The sequence below is a fragment of the Erythrobacteraceae bacterium WH01K genome, assembly GCA_027941995.1.
Lineage (GTDB): Bacteria > Pseudomonadota > Alphaproteobacteria > Sphingomonadales > Sphingomonadaceae > CAJXSN01.
The window spans coordinates 1,618,379-1,636,134 of the sequence record CP115966.1 but is presented as its reverse complement, the minus strand read 5'-3'; the positions used below and the strand labels follow the sequence as shown (position 1 = coordinate 1,636,134).

Here is a 17,756-nt window from a genome sequence, read left to right as displayed (position 1 = left end):
ACGAAAAAGAACCGGGTATCGTATGACAGACATAGGACGGCGCGAGCTTGCTCGCGAGCCGATCAGCCTATGGGGTTCCTATCGAAATGGACGGGGAAGCTCCCGCGATGTCCATTTCAAGGATCTGAACCTCCAGGGTTGCCAGTTTTTCGACAAGTTCTGCCGGCTGGAAGTGGGAGAGAACCTTCTTCTCAAGCTCGGCAGCGTTGGCCCGATTGCGGCGATCGTACGCTGGACCAACCAGTTCCATGTCGGGGTCGAATTTCGCGACGCGATCCACGTGGCAGTGTTCGACCATTTGAAGCGGTCGCAGTCCGAAACGGCAGAGAACTCGCTCGGCGGTGGTCTCAGCAACTGGTAACGCTGTGCATGGCGCCTGGCCTAACCTGCAAGAAGGAGCCGTATGCCCACCCATATCGTGAGAATGGCCGTCAGGGCGCGGATCGTGGCGGCCGGGAACAGCCGAAGGGCCAGCAGGCTGCCGATCTGCCCGCCTATGACCACCGCGACCATCAGGGGTAGCCCGAACCCCGCAGCCTCAACCAGCAATGCGTTTCCATTTTTCAGGAGCTGACCGGCAAGCCCGAAGGCCGAATTGACGAGAATGAAGAGGCTGGCCGTCGCGGCAATCGCCCGCGCCGAATTCCACCGAACCAGGTGCAATAGCGGCGCGAGAAAAATTCCTCCCCCGATACCGACGAGACCGGACAGGTAGCCGAGCGGGATCGCTGCAAGCGGAACGAAACGGCCGACCTTCGTTGCCTCTCCCTCGGTGCCGCTTCGTGGAACGAACAACAGCAGCCCCGCAAGGATCAGGCTGACCCCGAGCAGCAGGAAAAATGCCCCCTCACGGATCGGCGTCAATCCACCGAGAAACGCCGCGGGAGCGGCCAGGCCCGTCAGCAGCAGTGCGCCCTTCCACGGTGTTACTTCTGCGCGAGCAAAACGGATCAAACTGCCGACAACCACGACAAGGTTGCAGAGCAGGGAAAGGACCGGAAGCAGCCGGAAATCGAAACCTGCCAGTGCAAGCAGCGCGCTATAGGTCGAGCCTCCGCCGAAGCCGACGGATGCATACAGCAGGGCCGTCAGGAAGAAAGCAGCGGCGAGCCAGAGCATCGTCCGGCCCTACCGCTGCATCTTGCAAACAGGCAGGATCAGGCCAGCGCCCCGTGGCAATGCTTGTACTTGTTGCCCGAACCACAGGGACACGGCGAATTACGCGGAATGTCCTGTCCGGCATAGGGATTGTCCGCCGCGCCGCCCGAAGACGCACCTGCTCTTGCGGAGCCGGCGAGAGATCCGAACGTCTCTGCCTGCGATGCGGACCCGTCGCCGTCATTGCTGTTGTCGAGGCCCGTCAGCGGATCGATGTGACCGGTCAGGAACTCTGGCAGTTCGGGCAGCGCTTCCGGCTGCGGAGCGGCGCGAAGTTCGCTCTTCATCAGGATACTCGTAACGTCCTCGCGCAGCGTGTCGAGCAGGCCTTCGAACAGGCCGAATGCCTCCTGCTTGTATTCGTTGATCGGCTGTTTCTGGGCAATGCCGCGCATCCAGATTACCTGGCGAAGCGCATCCAGCGTGGCGAGGTGCTCCTTCCAGTGGTGATCGAGCCGGTCCAGCAGGATGCCCTTCTCCACCCGTTTCCAGATCGACGGATCGGTGGCGGCGATCTTCGCTTCCATCTTTTCGTCGGCCAGTTTCTGAAGGCGTTCCTCGATAATCTCGGGCTCGACCTGGTCCTCTTCCAGCCATGCATCGATGTCTGGCGTGAGGCCGAGAACTTCCGTGGCCCTCTCCTTCAGCCCCTCGATGTCCCATTGCTCAGGATAAGAGCCCGGAGGACAGGCATTGCCGACAATCGCGTTGATGGTGTCGTGGCGCATATCGACCACGACTTCGTCCACCGCATCGGCATCCATGATGTCGGCACGCTGTTCGTAGATAACCTTGCGCTGGTCGTTCATCACGTCATCGTATTCGACGACCTGCTTGCGCACGTCGTAATTGCGTGCCTCGACCTTCTTCTGTGCCGTCTCGATGGCTTTTGAGAGCCATTTGGAGCCGATAGCCTCGCCATCCTCGAGGTTCGAATTCATCATCCGGGCGAACAGCGTGTCCGGCCCGAAGATGCGCAGAAGGTCGTCTTCGAGGCAGAGATAGAAGCGCGAGAGGCCGGGGTCGCCCTGTCGGCCCGAGCGACCACGCAGCTGGTTGTCGATCCGGCGACTTTCGTGCCGTTCCGTACCCAGGACGAACAGGCCGCCTGCCTGCAGGACCTGCTCGCGCTCCGCTGCAACCTCTTCCTTGATCCTGGCAATTGCCGCATCGCGGGCGGCGCCTTCGGGCATGTCCTTCAGCTCGTCCTCGACGCGAAATTCGACATTGCCGCCCAGCTGGATGTCGGTGCCGCGGCCCGCCATGTTGGTCGCGATGGTCACCGCGCCCAGACGGCCGGCCTGCGCCACGATATGCGCCTCGCTTTCATGGAAGCGGGCGTTGAGAACGGAGTGCTTCACGCCTTCCTCGTCGAGGAACTTGCTCAGCAATTCGGATTTCTCGATCGAGACGGTCCCGACCAGCGTCGGCTGCCCGGTCTCGCTCTTCTCGGCGATGGCGCGGGCGATCGCCTTGAACTTGTCGATCGTGTTCTTGTAGAATTCGTCGTCCTCGTCGATCCGCTGGACCGGGACATTGGTCGGGATCTCGACCACGTTCATCTTGTAGATGTCCCAGAATTCGCCCGCCTCCGTTGCGGCGGTACCGGTCATGCCCGACAGCTTCGGATACATGCGGAAATAGTTCTGGAAGGTGATCGAGGCCATCGTCTGGTTCTCGGGCTCGATCTTCACGCCCTCCTTCGCCTCCACAGCTTGGTGCAGGCCGTTGGACCAGCGACGGCCATCCATCATGCGCCCGGTGAATTCGTCGATAATGACGACCTTGTCGTCCTTCACGATGTAATCCGTATCGCGCTTGAACATGATGTTCGCTTTCAGCGCCTGGTCGAGGTGGTGGACGACCTGCGTGTTCTCGACATCGTAGAGATTGTCGGTTTCCAGCACGCCGCTATCGGCCAGAAGCTGCTCGATCGCCTCCGCGCCGTCCTCGGTCCAGCTGATGTTCTTCGTCTTCTCGTCCGCCTCGTACCACTCTGGATCGATCTTCTTCACGATCTCGTCGATCGTGACATACATGTCCGTCTTGTCCTCGGTCGGACCGGAGATGATGAGCGGGGTACGGGCCTCATCGATCAGGATCGAATCGACCTCGTCGACGATGGCGAAGTTGAAGGGGCGGTGGACCATCTGGCTGCGCTCGTGCTTCATGTTGTCGCGCAAATAGTCGAAGCCGAACTCGTTGTTCGTGCCGTAGGTGATGTCCGCCTCATAAGCGGCCCGGCGTTCCGGCTCAGCGATATTGGGCACGATCACCCCGACCGTCAGGCCCAGCCAGCTGTATAGCTGCCCCATCCATTCCGCGTCGCGGCGGGCGAGATAGTCGTTCACGGTCACGACGTGGACGCCCTTGCCCTCGATCGCGTTGAGATAGGTCGCCAGCGTCGCGACCAGCGTCTTGCCCTCGCCCGTGCGCATTTCGGCAATCTCGCCGCGATGCAGGACGATTCCGCCGATCATCTGAACATCGAAATGCCGCATGCCCAGCACGCGCATCGAGGCCTCGCGCACGGTGGCGAACGCTTCGGGAAGGATGTCGTCGAGCGTCTTGCCGTCCGCCAGCAGATCGCGGAACTTCTGGGTCTGGCCCTGGAGCTCGGCGTCGCTGAGCGCCTTTACATCGTCTTCCAGCGCGTTGATCTGGTTGACGATCTTGCTGAGTGATTTGACGTAGCGGTCATTGGACGAGCCGAAGAGCGACTTCGCGAGATTCTGGAACATGAGAGCCTACCTGGCGTGAAATCTGTATGGAAACGGGATGAAGGTGCGCGCCATGGGGCAGACGCGCGGGGGGTCTCGCTGGAAAAAGCGAACGGCCAGTCTATTCGCGGGAGCGGTCGATCCGTAGCGCCACCGTGGGCGCGAGCCGCAGCGTGTCGATTACCGGAAGCGGAAGCGCGATCGGAGCACCCCGTCCGGCAGTAACGCTCGGAATTTCAAGGCCGTACGTCGCAGCGACGTCCGTCGCCATGGCCGCTTCAACCGCCTCGCACGCAGCGGCCGCTTCCGGAGCTTGCCGGGCCTGCACAGGCGCAGCCAGAACCGCGAAACCGGTCAGCATTGCAAGCAGGGTCAGAAAGCGGCGAAGCATGGTGCGGTCCAGATAGGCATGGAATGGTTGCAAGTCCATGTGTCATGCCGCCTGCGCTCTGGAAACTTGGCCACGGCTGGCATAACGCGGCTGCATCATGGACCTGGAACGCTCCCCGCTCGCCCTTCCCTTCCCCGATATGCTGCCGATCGGCGGGGTGACGCTGCGCACCGTGCGTGCGGGGTACAAGGACTGGGACCGTGCCGACCTGACCTTTGCCGAACTGGCCGAAGGGACCAGCGTTGCAGGGGTCTTTACGAAAAGCGCCTGCGCATCCACCGAGGTGGAACTGGGCCGTGCACAGGTCGCGCAAGGGGCCGCGCGGGCCCTGATCGTGAATGCGGGCAATTCCAACGCCTTCACCGGATACAGGGGCCGCGAAGCGGTGGAGCGGATCGCCGCGAAGGTCGCCACCCACCTCGGCTGCGCCGCCGAACAAGTGTTCGTGTCTTCCACCGGGGTCATCGGCGTTCCCCTCCCTATCGACGTGGCGGACGCCGGTCTCGAGGCGGTCTTCGATGCGCCTCCGTGCAGCTGGGAAGACGCGGCGCTCGCGATTTCGACCACCGATACATTTGCGAAGGGATCGCATGCGTCCGCGATGATTGGCGAAGCCCGCGTGGAACTGTGCGGGATCATCAAGGGCAGCGGGATGATCGCTCCCGACATGGCGACGATGCTGGGATATGTCTTTACCGACGCGGCAGTCGCCCCGGCCTTCCTGCAACAGGCGCTGGAAGCCATCAATTCGCGCACCTATTCCTGCATCACGGTCGACGGCGACACGTCCACCAGCGATACGGTCATGGTGTATGCCACCGGCAAGGCGGGAAATGCCACGATTGCCGGCTGGGAGGATGCAGGCGCAGATGCCTTCGTCGCCGCACTGGAAGCGGTATGCCGCGACATGGCGCAGGCCGTCGTGCGAGACGGCGAAGGGGCGTCGAAATTCATCGCGATCTCGGTCACAGGTGCCAGCAGCGACGAGAGCGCGCGCATAGTCGGGCTCTCGATTGCCAATTCGCCGCTCGTCAAGACTGCGATTGCCGGCGAGGATGCCAATTGGGGCCGCGTGGTCATGGCTGTCGGAAAGGCGGGCGAACCGGCGGACCGCGACAAGCTGTCGATCGGGTTCGGGGGCCACTGGGCTGCCCGTAATGGCCAGCCGGTCGACGACTTCGACGAGACGCCCCTGGCGCGGCACCTGAAGGGCGACGAGATCACGGTCGAAGTCGATCTGGGCATCGGTGATGGCCGGTCCACCGTCTGGACGTGCGATCTCACCAACGGCTACATCGCCATCAACGCCGACTATCGCTCGTGAGCGCCTTGGACGCCCAGATAGAGGCGCTGATGCGCCGCGTGACCGAGCAGGTCATCCTGCCGCGCTATCGCAACCTGTCGGACAGCCAGATCGTCGAAAAGGCGGCCGACGACCTCGTCACGATTGCCGACCGCGAGGCGGAAATCATGTTGGCAGAGGGCCTTGCGGCAATCGATGCCGGTCCCGCCATTGTCGGCGAGGAAGCCGTTCACGCCGACCCGTCCATCATGGATGCGCTGTCCGGCGATTGCTGGATCATCGATCCTATCGACGGAACACACAATTTCGCTCACGGCCAGCCGCCCTTCGGCATCATCATCGCTCGCAGCGAGGGCGGATTGTGCCGCTCTGGCTGGATCCTGGACTGCCTGACAGGCCGGTTCTGCCATGCGCATAGCGGCTCTGGCGCCTTCGTCGATGGGGAACGGATCCATGCCCGGCCTGCTGGACGGGACAAACCCGTCGCCGCCATGTCGATGATGTTCCTGACGCCGGAGCAGCAGGAGTTTGCCAAGCGCAAGGTGGCGCCGCATTACGAAATGGTCGAGATACCCCGCTGCGCGGCAGAACAATATCCGCGTCTGGCGCTGGGGCAGAACGACGTCTCCAGCTTCAAACGGACTTTGCCGTGGGACCATGCCGCTGGCGTACTGTTCCTGAATGAAGCCGGAGGAAAGGCGGCCCGGGGCGACGGATCGGCTTACCGTGTGGACGACACCGACAAAGCCGGCCGGAAAGCCGGGCTCGTCGGTGCATCGTCACCGGAGATGTGGGACGCCTTCGTCGCAAAGCTGCGTGAAGGGACCCGGTAAGAGAACCTTACAGCTGCTCTTCGATCCAGGACTTCAGCTGGCTCTTCGGCGCGGCTCCGGTCATTTCGGCCACCTTCTCGCCGCCCTTGTAGAGCGCGAGATAAGGAATGCCGCGCACGCCGAGCTGGCTGGGCGTGTCGGTGTTTTCCATGATGTCCAACTTCGTAATCTTGATCCGATCACCCAGTTCGTCGCTGATTTCCTCCAGCGAGGGGCCGATCATCTTGCACGGGCCGCACCATTCGGCCCAAAAATCGACCAGCACGGGCGTGTCGCTTTCAAGGACGTCGGACTTGAAACTTGCATCGGTTACGGCGGTGGTTGCCATGGGGAATCTCCAATCAGTGTTGCACCCTACCTAGGCGGTGCCTGCGCCTCATCAACGCCCGGCCCTGCAAACCTTTCCTGCTGCCCCTGCAACGCGGCTTTGTGCGGGGCGAGAACGTCATCCGGAAGGACCAACAATTGCGGCGTCTGGGTGAAGAGGACAGCGGCCTCTACCGTCCGGCCGGGATAGATCGCTTCCAGCACCGCGACATAGGCTGCCATCTGCGACAAGATCGACCGTGAAATATCCTCGAGACGTTCCGGCGGGCGGCGCGCGGTCTTGTAATCGACCACCAGGACACGGCCGGGCGTCACCAGCAGGCGATCCGCCGTGCCGCTGATCACCTGCCCACTGACAACGGCCGTCAGCGGCACTTCCGCAAGCGAGCGCTGGGTGAACAGGTCGGCAAAGCCTGCCTCGTCCAGGACGGACAGGGCAGCTTGCAACATCCCTCCACGTGCTTCCTCGTCGAAGTCGGCGGCCTGCCGGGCAAGCCAGCGCTGCCCCGCCTCCGCGCGTTTTTCCCTCGCCATGTCGGGCAGTCTTTCCAGCAAGCCATGAATGACGGTTCCGCGCCGCGCGGCCTGTGCCGCGACTTCCGGCGGAAGCGGCGGGTCGGCCCCGCGGTCGTCCCCGGCGGAAGACGGTGCGAGCGGACGGGGCGGACGCGGTTCGGGACCGATCGGCCGGGTCGCCCATTCGGGCATTTCAATCAGCCCGGCGCCCGCGTTCGGTGCACCGACCGGCTGCGGTTCCACCTCGGGCATCATGCCATAGCCCGCGGTTCCGCCCCAGATCGGGTCTTCATAGAACGTGCCATCCACCAGCGGCGCAAGGCGGGCGTACCAGCTATCCTCGTTCGGCTCGTCCTCCCTCAGCCCCAGCGCACCGCCGACATACAGCGCTTCTTCGGCGCGGGTCATTGCGACGTAGAGCAGGCGCCAGTGCTCCTCCAATTCCTCTTTCTTCCGCCTCTCGTCCTCTTCGGCGAGCGGGCCGAGCCGGTCGTCCTTCCCGATCGGGGGAAGCGGAAGCCGGGCATCGCCGGTATCATCGGCGGCCAGCGACAGGCCCGAATGGCGCGATGCGTGCGGATTACCGGTAGCATCGGCAAGAATGACTATGGGAGCCTGCAATCCTTTCGAACCGTGCACCGTCATGACGCGGACGAGGCCGCCGCTGCCACCAGCCTCGCGCTTGACCTCGCCCTCGCCCGCGTCGAACCATTGGAGGAAGCCCGCTGTGCTGGCCACGTGCGCCGCGGAATAGGCGAAAGCTGCGTTGACCAGTTCGTCTATCGGGTCGTTCGCTTCGCTGCCCAGCCTGCCGACCAGCTTGCGCCGCCCGTTCCACGGCCCTGCCAGCATCCAGTGCAGCAGCGCTTCCGGCGGTTCGAAATCCATCCTGGCAAGAAGATCGCGCAATTTCGCGACAGAGGCGACTACCAGCCGGTCTTCCGAACGGCGCAAGTGGTCCCACAGGGCGACGCCGCGCGGACGATAGCCATGGCGCAGCAGGTCGTCCTGCGTCCAACCGCCAAGCGGGGAAACGAGGACATGGGCCAGGTTGAGATCGTCAAGCGGGTTCACCCCGAAACGCAGCGCCGCGACGAGGTCCTTCACGACCAGCGGTGCACCCAGCCTCAGCCGGTCCACCCCTGCAACCGGCACGCCGGCTGCATGAAGACGGGCAACGACAAGGCCGGCCAGTTCCTTGCGCTTCCGAACCAGCACCATGATGTCGCCCGGACCCGCCATGCGCTCGCTCCCCTTTGCAAGCGGGTGCCCTTCGTCGAGCCATTCGCGAATTTGTGCCGCGATCCGGTCGGCCATGCGGCGTTCGGGTCCGGGCAACCAGCTATCGTCGGCCTGTTCGCCCTCGTCCTGCCTGTCCTCCTCCTTCGCGCTGACCGGCCGCCACAATTCGACATAGCCCGCCTGCGGTGCGCCGCGATGTTTCGAAGGCGGCTCTTTCAGCCCCAGCTGCTCCCACCCAATCGCTTCCACCGCCTCGTCCACGAAATCGAGAACAGGCTGCGTGGTCCGGAAGCTGCGATCGAGGTCGAGGTCCTGGAGATCGCGCAGGGCCAGTGGCGGCGCGCTGCGATTTTCGCGCGCAAACTCGCGAGCGGCCGCTGCTGCCTCGGCAATTCGGGTCGCGTAGGCCTGTTTCGCGATGGCGAAGTTTTCCGGGCTGGTTCCCTGGAAGCGGAAGATCGCCTGCTTGTAATCGCCGACCACGAAAATGGTGCGCAGCTTGTCGCCCTGCTGGCCGATACCGGTGAAGAAATCTTCCGTCAGGGCGTCGATAATCGACCACTGGGCTGCATTCGTGTCCTGTGCCTCGTCCACCAGGATATGATCGAACTGGCGATCGAGCTTGTATCGGATCCAGCCGGCCATATCCTTGTCGGACAGCAATTGCGCAGCGCGTCGGATCTGGTCGTCGAAGTCGATCAGACCTTCACGGGTCTTCGCCTCTTCCCACGCGAGGGCAAACGAGCGCCCCAGCGCGAGGGCGGGCGCCAGCCATTCGGCCAGCGCCAGCAAGCGCGCCTGTTGCTCAATCGCGGCAAGATTTTCCCGAACGCGCTCGACCGGTTCGGCATAGTCGGGATCGCGCTTCAGAATGTTGGACAGGCCCTTCGGCGTGCCGGTCATCGTGAACAGCGTTCCGGCAAAACCGTCGAGCGTGCGATAGCGATCGGCGCTGGCGGACGACAGCCAGCCGTCGATGAACTCGGTCGCCTCGCGCCCAGTCTTCGTATCCCAGTCCGCCAGGGTCTGCCTGCAACGAAGCAGGGAGGCGATGTCGAACCGCTCGTCGCTGCACAAATCGGCTATGGCCGTTTCATCGATATCCGCCGGAAGGCCGAACAGCTGGAGCAGCCTCCCTCGCATCGGCGGTTGCCATGCGGCAGGGCCGAACCAGGCCTCGCGTGCAGCTGCGCATTGCATCAGCCAGCCCAGCGCTCCGTCGGGGCCGAGACGCACGCTGAGATCGGCCAGCGCATCCCTTTCTGCGTCGGTGCCGTCGGCGATCACACGGGTCAGGACCTCGCGGGAAAGCAGGACGCGGTCGCGGTCTTCCATGGCCCGGGTGCCGGGCAGGAGGTCCGCCTCTTCGGGGAACGCCGCTAGGAGATATTGCGAGAAGGCATGGATCGTATCGATCCGCAGGCCGCCGCCCGGGCAATCGAGCACCTGCGCAAACAGGGTCCGCGCGCGCCGAAGCGTTTCCCTGTCGGTCGGTGCGCCGATGGCGCTGAGCTCCCCCGCCAGCTTCACCTCGTCCAGCCGGACCCAGCGCGCCAGCACGTCGTTCACCCGGGTCGCCATCTCGGCCGCACCCGCCTTGGTGAATGTCAGGCAGAGCAAGGTTTCCGGACGGCAATCCTCTTGCAGCAGCAGGCGCAGGACGCGGGCGGACAGTACCTGTGTCTTGCCGGTCCCGGCGCTGGCCGACAGCCATACGCTGTCCCCCGGGTTCACCGCATCGGCCTGCGCGCCCTTCAGCGCATGGACTTCGCCGCTCATGCGCGTTCTCCCCCGGCAGGTTGGTCCTGGTCCCGACCCAGCCATTCCTCCAGCCGCATGAGCTGGTCATACGTATCGTATCCCGGTGCGTCGGGGTTGAGGCGCGCCGTGAACGGGGCGCTACCGAGAATGTAGTCGTCCAGCGCATTCTCGAGGAAGGACAGCGCCTTGGGCAGGAACTCCTCCGGCGGGATGCCGCTGCGCTTGTTGCCGGTCTTGAGAGATGTCTCGATATAGCCGAACCCGGTCTCGCTCGACTTCGATTTCGCCAGCGACCAGTATTCGAAGGCTTCGGCAGAACCTTCGAACCCCTCGAAGCCGCCTTTTTCCAGCATGATGCCGAGTGTGCCCAACTGGAGGGCATAGCCCGCCTCGACCTGCGATCCCGATGGCGGGCTGCCCGTCTTGTAATCGACGACCGCAAAACTGCCATCGGACAACCGGTCCAGCCGGTCGATGCGACCATTGATGGAGACGCCGCGATAGGTGATCTCGCCGCGCCGTTCGAACAGCACAGGCTCGCGCTCGCCATCAGCATCCAGCGTCTGCTGCACCCAGTCCAGAGCGCGCAGCAGGCGCGGCTCCCACAGGTGCCGCGTCAGCGGATGGGCGTTCATTTCCTGCAACCGCTCCTGCGCGATGGCGTGCATCTCGCCCTCTCCGAGATGCCAGCGCTCGAGGATGTCGTGCGCCAGCTCGCCCTGCCAGGCAGGCGTCGGCTCTGCATCCAGCCTGTCCCAGTCGCGCAGGCCCAAGATCTGCGCGGCATAGAACTGGTAGGGATCGGACCGCAGCCGGTCGAGCGCGGTGACGGAAACCGGAACCTGCCTCTGCGCGTGTGACGGCACGGGTTTTGGCTGGGTCGTCGGCGTCACCTCGTCCGGCTTGTCCAGCGCTTCGGCGATGTGCGGAATTTGCGTCTCTTCATGCGACGCGCGCAGATCGCCGCCAAGCAGGGCCTTCACCCGTAGCCAGAACCGCGAGGCGATGGCCGGTCCGTCCGCATCGCGCTGCGACCGGCTGAGCACGACTTCCGGCGCGCCAAGCGCCCCGGCGAGGTCGTGGGCGGACAGGCCGATGCGGAACTCTGCCGATGGCACGCCCAATGCGCGCAGCACTGCCGGTGCGAGAAGCGGCTCCGCGCCGGTTCGCGCCGGCCAGCTACCTTCGTTGAGACCGGCGCACACGACCATGTCGGCGCGGCTCATCCGCGCTTCCAGCAGGCCGTAGACCGCGATACGGGGATGGCCGCCATAAGGTGGGCGAACGGCGATTTCTCCCAGCGCGTCGAGCAGGACCGTATGAAGGTCCCGCGGATCGATGACGAAACCGGTTTCGCGCGACCACAGCCTCCAGTCCTCGATGAAGGTGGAAAGCGCCCGTCCATCTTCCTGCGCCCAGAGCTCCTCGCCGCATAGCCCCTCGCCTGCCGCCACCAGCAGGTCGAGACTGTCCGACAGGGTCATGTCCTGCGCGGCACCGACCAGCGGCTGGAGAACGGTTTTGATGTCGCTCCACCATTCTGCCACCCCGGCTTTCGCTGCAACCGGGTCCAGGGGTTCGAGCCCCGGGGCCTGCCGCGGTCCGCGAAGGCGGCGATCGAAGGCCCTGAGGGCCGCAAGATGCGCGCGCCTTTCCTCGCCCCGGCGGACCAGCGGATGGCCGAGCAAGCCGACAAGCGGCACCGGCGCGGCATCCTCTGCAACGACCTCAGCCAGCAAAAGCAGCAGACGCCCGGCGGGTGTTTGCGACAGCGGGCGGCCGGCGCTGTCGTCGGCTTCGATATTCCAGCGCCGCAAATGCTGGACCAAGCGCCGCGCGAGGGCACGGTCCGGGGTGACGATGGCGATCCGTTTCTCCGGCGTTTCCAACGCCTGCCGCGCCAGCAGCGCAATCGCCTGCGCCTCTGCTTCGGGAGAAGCGCTCTCCATCAGCCGCACCCCCGAGAGGCGGCGGCGATCGGCGGGAAGGTCGACCCAGCGCATGCTGGCTTCCGGAGGCAGGAACAGGGCCCCGATGGCATGGCTCCGCTCCGGCGGCGCAGCGCCCATGCCGCGGCGATGCCAGTGCCGGACTTCGCCCCGCGCCACGCCCATGCGATTGAGCAGCAGCTTGAGATGATATTGCGGATGGGTCGCTGCATCGCCCTTGGCAAACGGGGCGTCTTCCGGCGCCGGGCGGGCTCCGGCCCTGCCCAATTCATCCCATACCTCGTCCTCCATCCCGAGATCGAGATCGGGCAGGATCACAGCTCCCTGAGGTAATTCGCTCACGACCTTCAGCAGCCTCGCCAGCGACGGCGATGCGCTGGTCACACCCGCTGCCACGATGGGCGTTTCGGGGGCATTGGTGCGCCATGAACGCGCCGCCGCATCGAACAACAGGTTACGCCGCGTACCGGCATCCACTGCACAGAGCCGCTCCAGCTCGGCCAGCCATTTGCGTTGCACGACCGCGAAACGGTGCAGGCTTTTTTGCCAGTGGCCGGCAAGATCGCCGAACAATTGCAGCACCCTGTCGGACAGCAATTCGTCCGGCGTCACTTCCTCTACCAGCAAGCGGTCCATCGTCTGGCCGAAATCGCGCGCCAGCTTCACCAGCGCGGGCGCAGGCGGGGCATCGCGGCCCATCTCGCCCCGCAGGATGTCGGCCAGTACGAACAGGCGGCGCACCGGATCGATCGCAGGCGGGATCTCGGGCATGTCCAGAGGATCGAGAAGCGGCCCCAGCGTGTCGTCGAGGTCGAGATCGCCGACCACGACCATGCGCGGTAGCAGCATGCCCTGCTGGCCGGTCTCGCCGAGCAGCCGGATGAACGCCTCCGTCACCGTGCGCGCGGCACGTGAGCTTGGCAGCAGCAGGGTCAGCCGGGCCAGACCGAAATCGTCTTCCGCATATCGCGGCAGCAGGCCCGCGACCAGGGCATCGGCGAAGCCGCGATGGGCCGCAATCGAGTAGACGTCCGGCCCGGCGCGATCAGCCACGCTGCAGCGCATCCTCGGTCGGGCGGATTGCCTGGGGCGTCCCCACTTCGAACCAGGTACCGGTGAATGGCAGGCCGTAAAGCCGCCCTTCTTCCAGAGCGCGGTTCCACAGGATGTTGGTCGAGAATTTCTCTATCGTGCTGTCGCGAAGCAGGCGGTGCGATACGATCTGGATGCCGGTATAGATGAAGGGTGCAATACGGTCCGCTCTACGCCGCGAAACGCGGCCCTTCGGATCGAGATAGAAATCCCCTGCCCCGCTGAAGTTGAGCGCGCGCGCATGCGGCACCACCAGCAGCAGCGCATCCATGATGGCCGGGTCCCATCTCTGCGACAGATCGGCAAAGGCGTTTTGCGGGCCGTCGAGCCAGATATTGTCGGAATTCAGGCAGAAGAACGGATCTGGCAGCAGTTCCTTCGCCTTCACCATGCCGCCGCCCGTCTCGAGCAGTTCCGCGCGCTCGTCCGAGATCGTGACGGCGGGCGCTTCCCGCTCGGCAAGATGCGCCTCCAGCGAGTCGGCCAGATAGTGGACATTCACGACCGCCTTCGCGATGCCCGCTTCACCCAGCCGGTCCAGCGTATGATCGATCAGGGGTTTACCCGCGACCCGCACCAGCGGTTTGGGCTGCGAAGCGGTCAGGGGCCGCATCCGCTTGCCCATGCCGGCCGCCATGACCATCGCCGTATCGCTGGCAAGACCGGTCATGCGAGCTTGCCGCCGCGATCGGCCCGGACCGTGCCGGGGATATTCTCGTCGAACCACGCTGCCACGGGGGAAAGCGCCGGATGGGCGAGATCGCGCTCCATCGCATCCCACACCCGGGGGATGAAATCGAGATAGCGCGGCTTTCCATCGCGGCGGTGAAGGCGGGTGAAAATGCCGACGATCTTGGCGTTACGCTGCGCGCCGAGCCGGGCGTAATCGCCAGCGAAATGCGCGCCTGCGCCGCTTGCCGCGACATAGCGTTCCAGCATCTTCGCCTCCAGTTCGCGGGGAACTTCGCGCCGCGCGTCCTGCAACAGGGAAACCAGGTCGTAGGCCGGATGGCCGACCAGTGCATCCTGGAAATCTATCAATCCCTGCTCGCCATGCCCCTTTTCATCGGGACCGAGCAGCATGATGTTTTCTGCGTGGTAGTCGCGCAGCACGGTAACACCGGGTTCCTGCCGCTCGAGCATGGGGTTGAGCGCTTCTTCCCACGCCGCGTCGAAGCCGGCAGCGTCCACGTCCAGTCCGGCCGCAGGACAATACCATTCCGTGAACAGCCGCGCCTCGCGCAAATAGGTCGCCATGTCGTAAGGATCGAACGGACCGGCAGGACGCCGGTGCAGGTCGACAAGCGCGTCGATCGCCGCTTCATAAGCACCGAGTTCGCCCGCGGGGTGTACATCCAGCCAGTCGCGCATCCGGTCGTCGCCGAAATCTTCGGTCAGCACCCAGCCCGCACCCGCATCCTCCGCGATGATCTGCGGGGCTCGCTGCCCGTGCTCGGCCAGCCATTTCCCCGCCTTGAGGAAAGGTGCGGGGTCTTCCTCCGGCGGCGGGGCATACATCAGCATGGCTTTCGCATCGCCGCTGCGAAGGCGGAAATAGCGGCGGAAGGACGCATCGCCGGCAAGCGGGGCGATATCCGCCCCGGTCCAGCCCGCGCTTCCGAGAAACTCTGCGATTCCGTCTGGCAATTCACTCATGCAAAGCGCTTTAGCCAATCGCGGCCCCGCGCAATAGTCGCCGCGCGTCCTTCGCCAACACTTTCCAGCGTCACAGAGAGGCATCCCGCCTCGTGTCCGAAACCGCCTGCGTGATCCGGCCATTCTGCCAGCAGGACAGTGCCGCGGCGGTAGTCGTCCAGCCCGAGCTCATCGACCTCGTCAGGATGCTCGAGCCGGTAGAAATCGGCATGGACTACCGGCGGAACAGTGCTCTCGTATTCCTGCAGGATGGTGAAGGTCGGCGAGGGAACTTCCCCCTCGTGCCCCAGCGCATGGATGATGGCCCGGGCGAGCGTGGTCTTGCCAGCGCCCAGCCCGCCACTGAGCGCGACGACATCGCCCGGCTTCAGCAGCGCGGCGATGCGCGCGCCCAGCGCATCCATCGCGGCCAGATCGGGCAGGTCGATAGTCACGGGAGGTGAATGATCGCCGTCGTTCCGACGCCGCGCTCCGAATGGATTTCCAGCGAACCGCCATGCAGTTCCGCCAATTGCCGGGCGAGCGGTATGCCGAGGCCCTGACGGCGCTCCAGTCCTTCGCCGTCTTCGGCAGGGCGCAGGCCGTCCATTGCGCGGGACAATTCCTCTGCTGTCATCCCGCGGCCATTGTCGGAGACGACGATCCGGACACCGTCCTTCTTTCGCGACAAATCGACCAGCAGCTTGCCGCCTTTGGGCGTTGCCTCGATCGCATTGTCCAGCAGGTGGCCCACGGCCCGGCCCAGCTGGCGCGGGTCCGCTTCCAGCCGCGCGGTCTGGCTGCCGCGCAGGTCCAGCGACAGCCCCTTGCCGACGATCGCCTGCTCGCGCTCGCGCACGATGCCGGTCACGAATTTCTGCAGCTCCAGTTTCTGCTTGGCAATCGGGAGAAGGCCCGCCTCGCCCTGCGACAGGTCGAGGACATTCTCGACCTGCTCGGTCAGTCGGCCGACGGATTCGATGATCGCCTGCGTGTATTCGCGGCCCTGCGGCGAAAGATCACCTGCGACACCGCTGTCGAGAAGCTCGGCGAAGCCTCCGATCGAGGTGAGCGGCGTCCGGAATTCGTAGGACATGTTGGCGAGGAAACGGGTCTTCACCTGGTCTGCCGCTTCCAGTGCCTGGTTGCGTTCGCGCAGGGCCGTTTCGGCTTGTTCGTTGGCCGTCACGTCGAGCGCTGTCAGAAGTCCGTTGCCATCGGGCAGCGGCACGCCCGCGAATTCCAGCGTCCGGCCATCGGCCATGGCAATCCGGCCAGCCGTTTGCTTGCGATCGAGGGTGGCGCTGCGGATCGTCTCCCCGATAGATTTCACGCGCGGCGGGCGCGACAATCCCGGGGCAATCGCGTCCAGCAATTCGTCGGCAGCGGGATGGGTATCCAGCAGGGCCTCGTCGACCGCCCATGTCGCGGCGAAGGAGCGGTTCCAGACCTGCAGACGCCCGTCAGGCGCGAACACGGCGAGCGCTTCGAACAGGCTGTCGAACGTGGCCGTCCGGGTGCGCAGCATGGTGTCCCTGGTCGCGGAAAGGGCAAGCTGTTCGGTCCGGTCTTCCGCGATGAGCATCAGGCCGCCATCGGGCATCGGCTGCGCAACGATCGCGAGGTGCGTTCCATCGGAAAGCGGCCAGTTTTCTTCCTGCACCTGGTCGACCGAGAACCAATCCAGGTGCTCCTTGCGCCAGGCAGGGAAGTCACGGACCTCCGGCGTGCGGTTTTCCTCGCGCGCTTCCGTCAGCCAGCGGTCGAAGGCCATGCCCAGCGTTCCGCTGCCGGGCCGGATGCCGAAAATCCGCCGGAAAGGCTGGTTGGCAAAGGCGAGCTTGCGCTCCCCATCGAACTGCGCCACCCCGACGGACAGCCGGTCCAGCATGGATCGCTGCGCTTCGGAATAGGCGCGGTGGCCACGGGCCTGCTGCTCCATATCCTCGATATCGACAGCATATCCGGCAATGCCTTCGCCCTGGACCGGCAGATCGCTGACACGCAGCGCGCGTCGCTCCCCGTCGATGGTCGCCTGGACGATGCGTTCGATCGGCTGTGCCTGCTGCGAGGCTTGCCCGGCGATTTGCGCGGCGGTGAGCCCGTCCACGCTTTCCACCAGTTCGATCTGCTGCGCGATCACATTGTCGGCCGTGCCGCCATCGACTGCCTCGACATAGGAGGCATTCACCAGCCTGAGCTTCGTATCGCGCCCGCGGAACCACATCGGCATGGGCGCCGCCTCGATCAGATTGACCAGCGCAGCGAAGTCGCCCTTCGCCCGGCTTGTCTCTTCACGCATCCGCGCAAGCTCTGTCTCGCTCTCGCTGAAATCGAAGACCCACACGATGGCCGCCCCGCCCGGCGAAATCTGCGCGTCTGCCAGATTGCCCCTGAGGGCAAGGCTGCGCTGCGAACCCGGCACGCTCAGCTCCATCCGGAACGGAGCCGCCGTTTTCTGCGCGCGGCGGACATGACCGGTCAACTCCTCCAGCTGTTCGGGAGACAGGCCGGTTTCCTCGTCGCGGTGCAGTTCGCTCAGGAATTCGGGCATTTTCGGCAGGCCGAGCCAGTGCGCCAGGCGTGCAGACCCTTCGATCCGGCCATCGCTGCGGACCAGCAGCGGGATTGCCGGCGCCTCGTCGATCATGCGGGCGAGGCGACGTGCGGCATGGCGGCTGGCCTCGGCCTCGCGGTTGCGCGAACCGGCCGCGATCAGCAGTCCGGCTGCGGCCGCGGTCCACGCCGCCAGCAACAGCGCGATGAAGACCAGTGCTGTGGAGGACAATTCCATGGCATTCCAGCTATTAGGGCAGGCCGCCCGATGCA

The 17,756-nt window shown here is 64.8% G+C and carries 13 protein-coding genes; 3 read left to right on the top strand and 10 right to left on the bottom strand.

Translation table 11 applies throughout. The annotated features are described in order from the left end of the window. The first annotated feature begins 22 nt into the window (after window positions 1-22). A complete protein-coding gene (locus PF049_08085) occupies window positions 23-361 on the top strand; it encodes a PilZ domain-containing protein (protein WBY15575.1) in 339 nt (112 codons plus the stop codon). Window positions 362-381: 20 nt separating this feature from the next. On the opposite strand, the gene PF049_08080 is transcribed toward PF049_08085, so the two are convergent. From PF049_08080 to PF049_08070, 3 genes are all read right to left on the bottom strand, one after another. Further along, entirely contained in the window at window positions 382-1,119 is a 738-nt protein-coding gene (locus PF049_08080) for a sulfite exporter TauE/SafE family protein (GenBank protein ID WBY15574.1), read from the bottom strand. 38 nt (window positions 1,120-1,157) lie between these two features. After that, window positions 1,158-3,899, bottom strand: coding sequence for a preprotein translocase subunit SecA (gene secA / locus PF049_08075; protein WBY15573.1), 2,742 nt, complete (start codon window positions 3,897-3,899; stop codon window positions 1,158-1,160). Between the two features lie 100 nt (window positions 3,900-3,999). Then, entirely contained in the window at window positions 4,000-4,308 is a 309-nt protein-coding gene (locus PF049_08070; protein ID WBY15572.1) for a hypothetical protein, read from the bottom strand. Between the two features lie 58 nt (window positions 4,309-4,366). Between PF049_08070 and argJ the strand changes: the two genes are divergently transcribed. Continuing rightward, window positions 4,367-5,593: a bifunctional glutamate N-acetyltransferase/amino-acid acetyltransferase ArgJ gene (argJ, locus tag PF049_08065; GenBank protein ID WBY15571.1), complete on the top strand. Its 1,227-nt coding sequence runs from the start codon at window positions 4,367-4,369 to the stop codon at window positions 5,591-5,593. Window positions 5,594-5,622: 29 nt separating this feature from the next. Beyond that, window positions 5,623-6,405 (top strand): inositol monophosphatase, encoded by a 783-nt coding sequence (locus PF049_08060; GenBank protein WBY17882.1) that lies wholly within the window; start codon window positions 5,623-5,625, stop codon window positions 6,403-6,405. A 7-nt stretch (window positions 6,406-6,412) separates the two neighbouring features. Here PF049_08060 and trxA read toward each other — a convergent pair whose 3' ends face one another. The 7 genes from trxA to PF049_08025 are packed head-to-tail and all read right to left on the bottom strand — an operon-like array spanning window position 6,413 to window position 17,721. After that, entirely contained in the window at window positions 6,413-6,733 is a 321-nt protein-coding gene (gene trxA / locus PF049_08055) for a thioredoxin (GenBank protein WBY15570.1), read from the bottom strand. A gap of 26 nt (window positions 6,734-6,759) precedes the next feature. After that, the gene (addA, locus tag PF049_08050; protein WBY15569.1) at window positions 6,760-10,269 is read right to left on the bottom strand and encodes a double-strand break repair helicase AddA; all 3,510 of its coding nucleotides are present in this window, start codon (window positions 10,267-10,269) and stop codon (window positions 6,760-6,762) included. Continuing rightward, entirely contained in the window at window positions 10,266-13,253 is a 2,988-nt protein-coding gene (gene addB / locus PF049_08045) for a double-strand break repair protein AddB (GenBank protein ID WBY15568.1), read from the bottom strand. Before addB ends, addA begins: the two co-directional genes overlap by 4 nt. Beyond that, a complete protein-coding gene (locus tag PF049_08040) occupies window positions 13,246-13,962 on the bottom strand; it encodes a nucleotidyltransferase family protein (GenBank protein WBY15567.1) in 717 nt (238 codons plus the stop codon). The genes addB and PF049_08040 overlap by 8 nt, the downstream gene beginning before the upstream one ends. Beyond that, on the bottom strand, window positions 13,959-14,948 hold the full coding sequence (locus PF049_08035; GenBank protein WBY15566.1) for a phosphotransferase: 990 nt from the start codon (window positions 14,946-14,948) through the stop codon (window positions 13,959-13,961). Before PF049_08035 ends, PF049_08040 begins: the two co-directional genes overlap by 4 nt. Further along, window positions 14,945-15,382 (bottom strand): tRNA (adenosine(37)-N6)-threonylcarbamoyltransferase complex ATPase subunit type 1 TsaE, encoded by a 438-nt coding sequence (tsaE, locus tag PF049_08030; protein ID WBY15565.1) that lies wholly within the window; start codon window positions 15,380-15,382, stop codon window positions 14,945-14,947. The genes PF049_08035 and tsaE overlap by 4 nt, the downstream gene beginning before the upstream one ends. Then, on the bottom strand, window positions 15,379-17,721 hold the full coding sequence (locus PF049_08025) for a PAS-domain containing protein (GenBank protein ID WBY15564.1): 2,343 nt from the start codon (window positions 17,719-17,721) through the stop codon (window positions 15,379-15,381). The genes tsaE and PF049_08025 overlap by 4 nt, the downstream gene beginning before the upstream one ends. Window positions 17,722-17,756: the final 35 nt, after the last annotated feature.

Excerpts from the sequence above, each read along its gene's own strand:
- PF049_08060 (WBY17882.1), top strand. The coding sequence starts at position 5,623 with ATGCGCCGCGTGACCGAGCAGGTCATCCTGCCGCGCTATCGCAACCTG.
- trxA (WBY15570.1), bottom strand. The coding sequence starts at position 6,733 with ATGGCAACCACCGCCGTAACCGATGCAAGTTTCAAGTCCGACGTCCTT.
- addA (WBY15569.1), bottom strand. The coding sequence starts at position 10,269 with ATGAGCGGCGAAGTCCATGCGCTGAAGGGCGCGCAGGCCGATGCGGTG.
- PF049_08070 (WBY15572.1), bottom strand. The coding sequence starts at position 4,308 with ATGGACTTGCAACCATTCCATGCCTATCTGGACCGCACCATGCTTCGC.
- PF049_08025 (WBY15564.1), bottom strand. The coding sequence starts at position 17,721 with ATGGAATTGTCCTCCACAGCACTGGTCTTCATCGCGCTGTTGCTGGCG.
- PF049_08040 (WBY15567.1), bottom strand. The coding sequence starts at position 13,962 with ATGACCGGTCTTGCCAGCGATACGGCGATGGTCATGGCGGCCGGCATG.
- PF049_08085 (WBY15575.1), top strand. The coding sequence starts at position 23 with ATGACAGACATAGGACGGCGCGAGCTTGCTCGCGAGCCGATCAGCCTA.
- secA (WBY15573.1), bottom strand. The coding sequence starts at position 3,899 with ATGTTCCAGAATCTCGCGAAGTCGCTCTTCGGCTCGTCCAATGACCGC.
- PF049_08080 (WBY15574.1), bottom strand. The coding sequence starts at position 1,119 with ATGCTCTGGCTCGCCGCTGCTTTCTTCCTGACGGCCCTGCTGTATGCA.
- PF049_08035 (WBY15566.1), bottom strand. The coding sequence starts at position 14,948 with ATGAGTGAATTGCCAGACGGAATCGCAGAGTTTCTCGGAAGCGCGGGC.
- argJ (WBY15571.1), top strand. The coding sequence starts at position 4,367 with ATGGACCTGGAACGCTCCCCGCTCGCCCTTCCCTTCCCCGATATGCTG.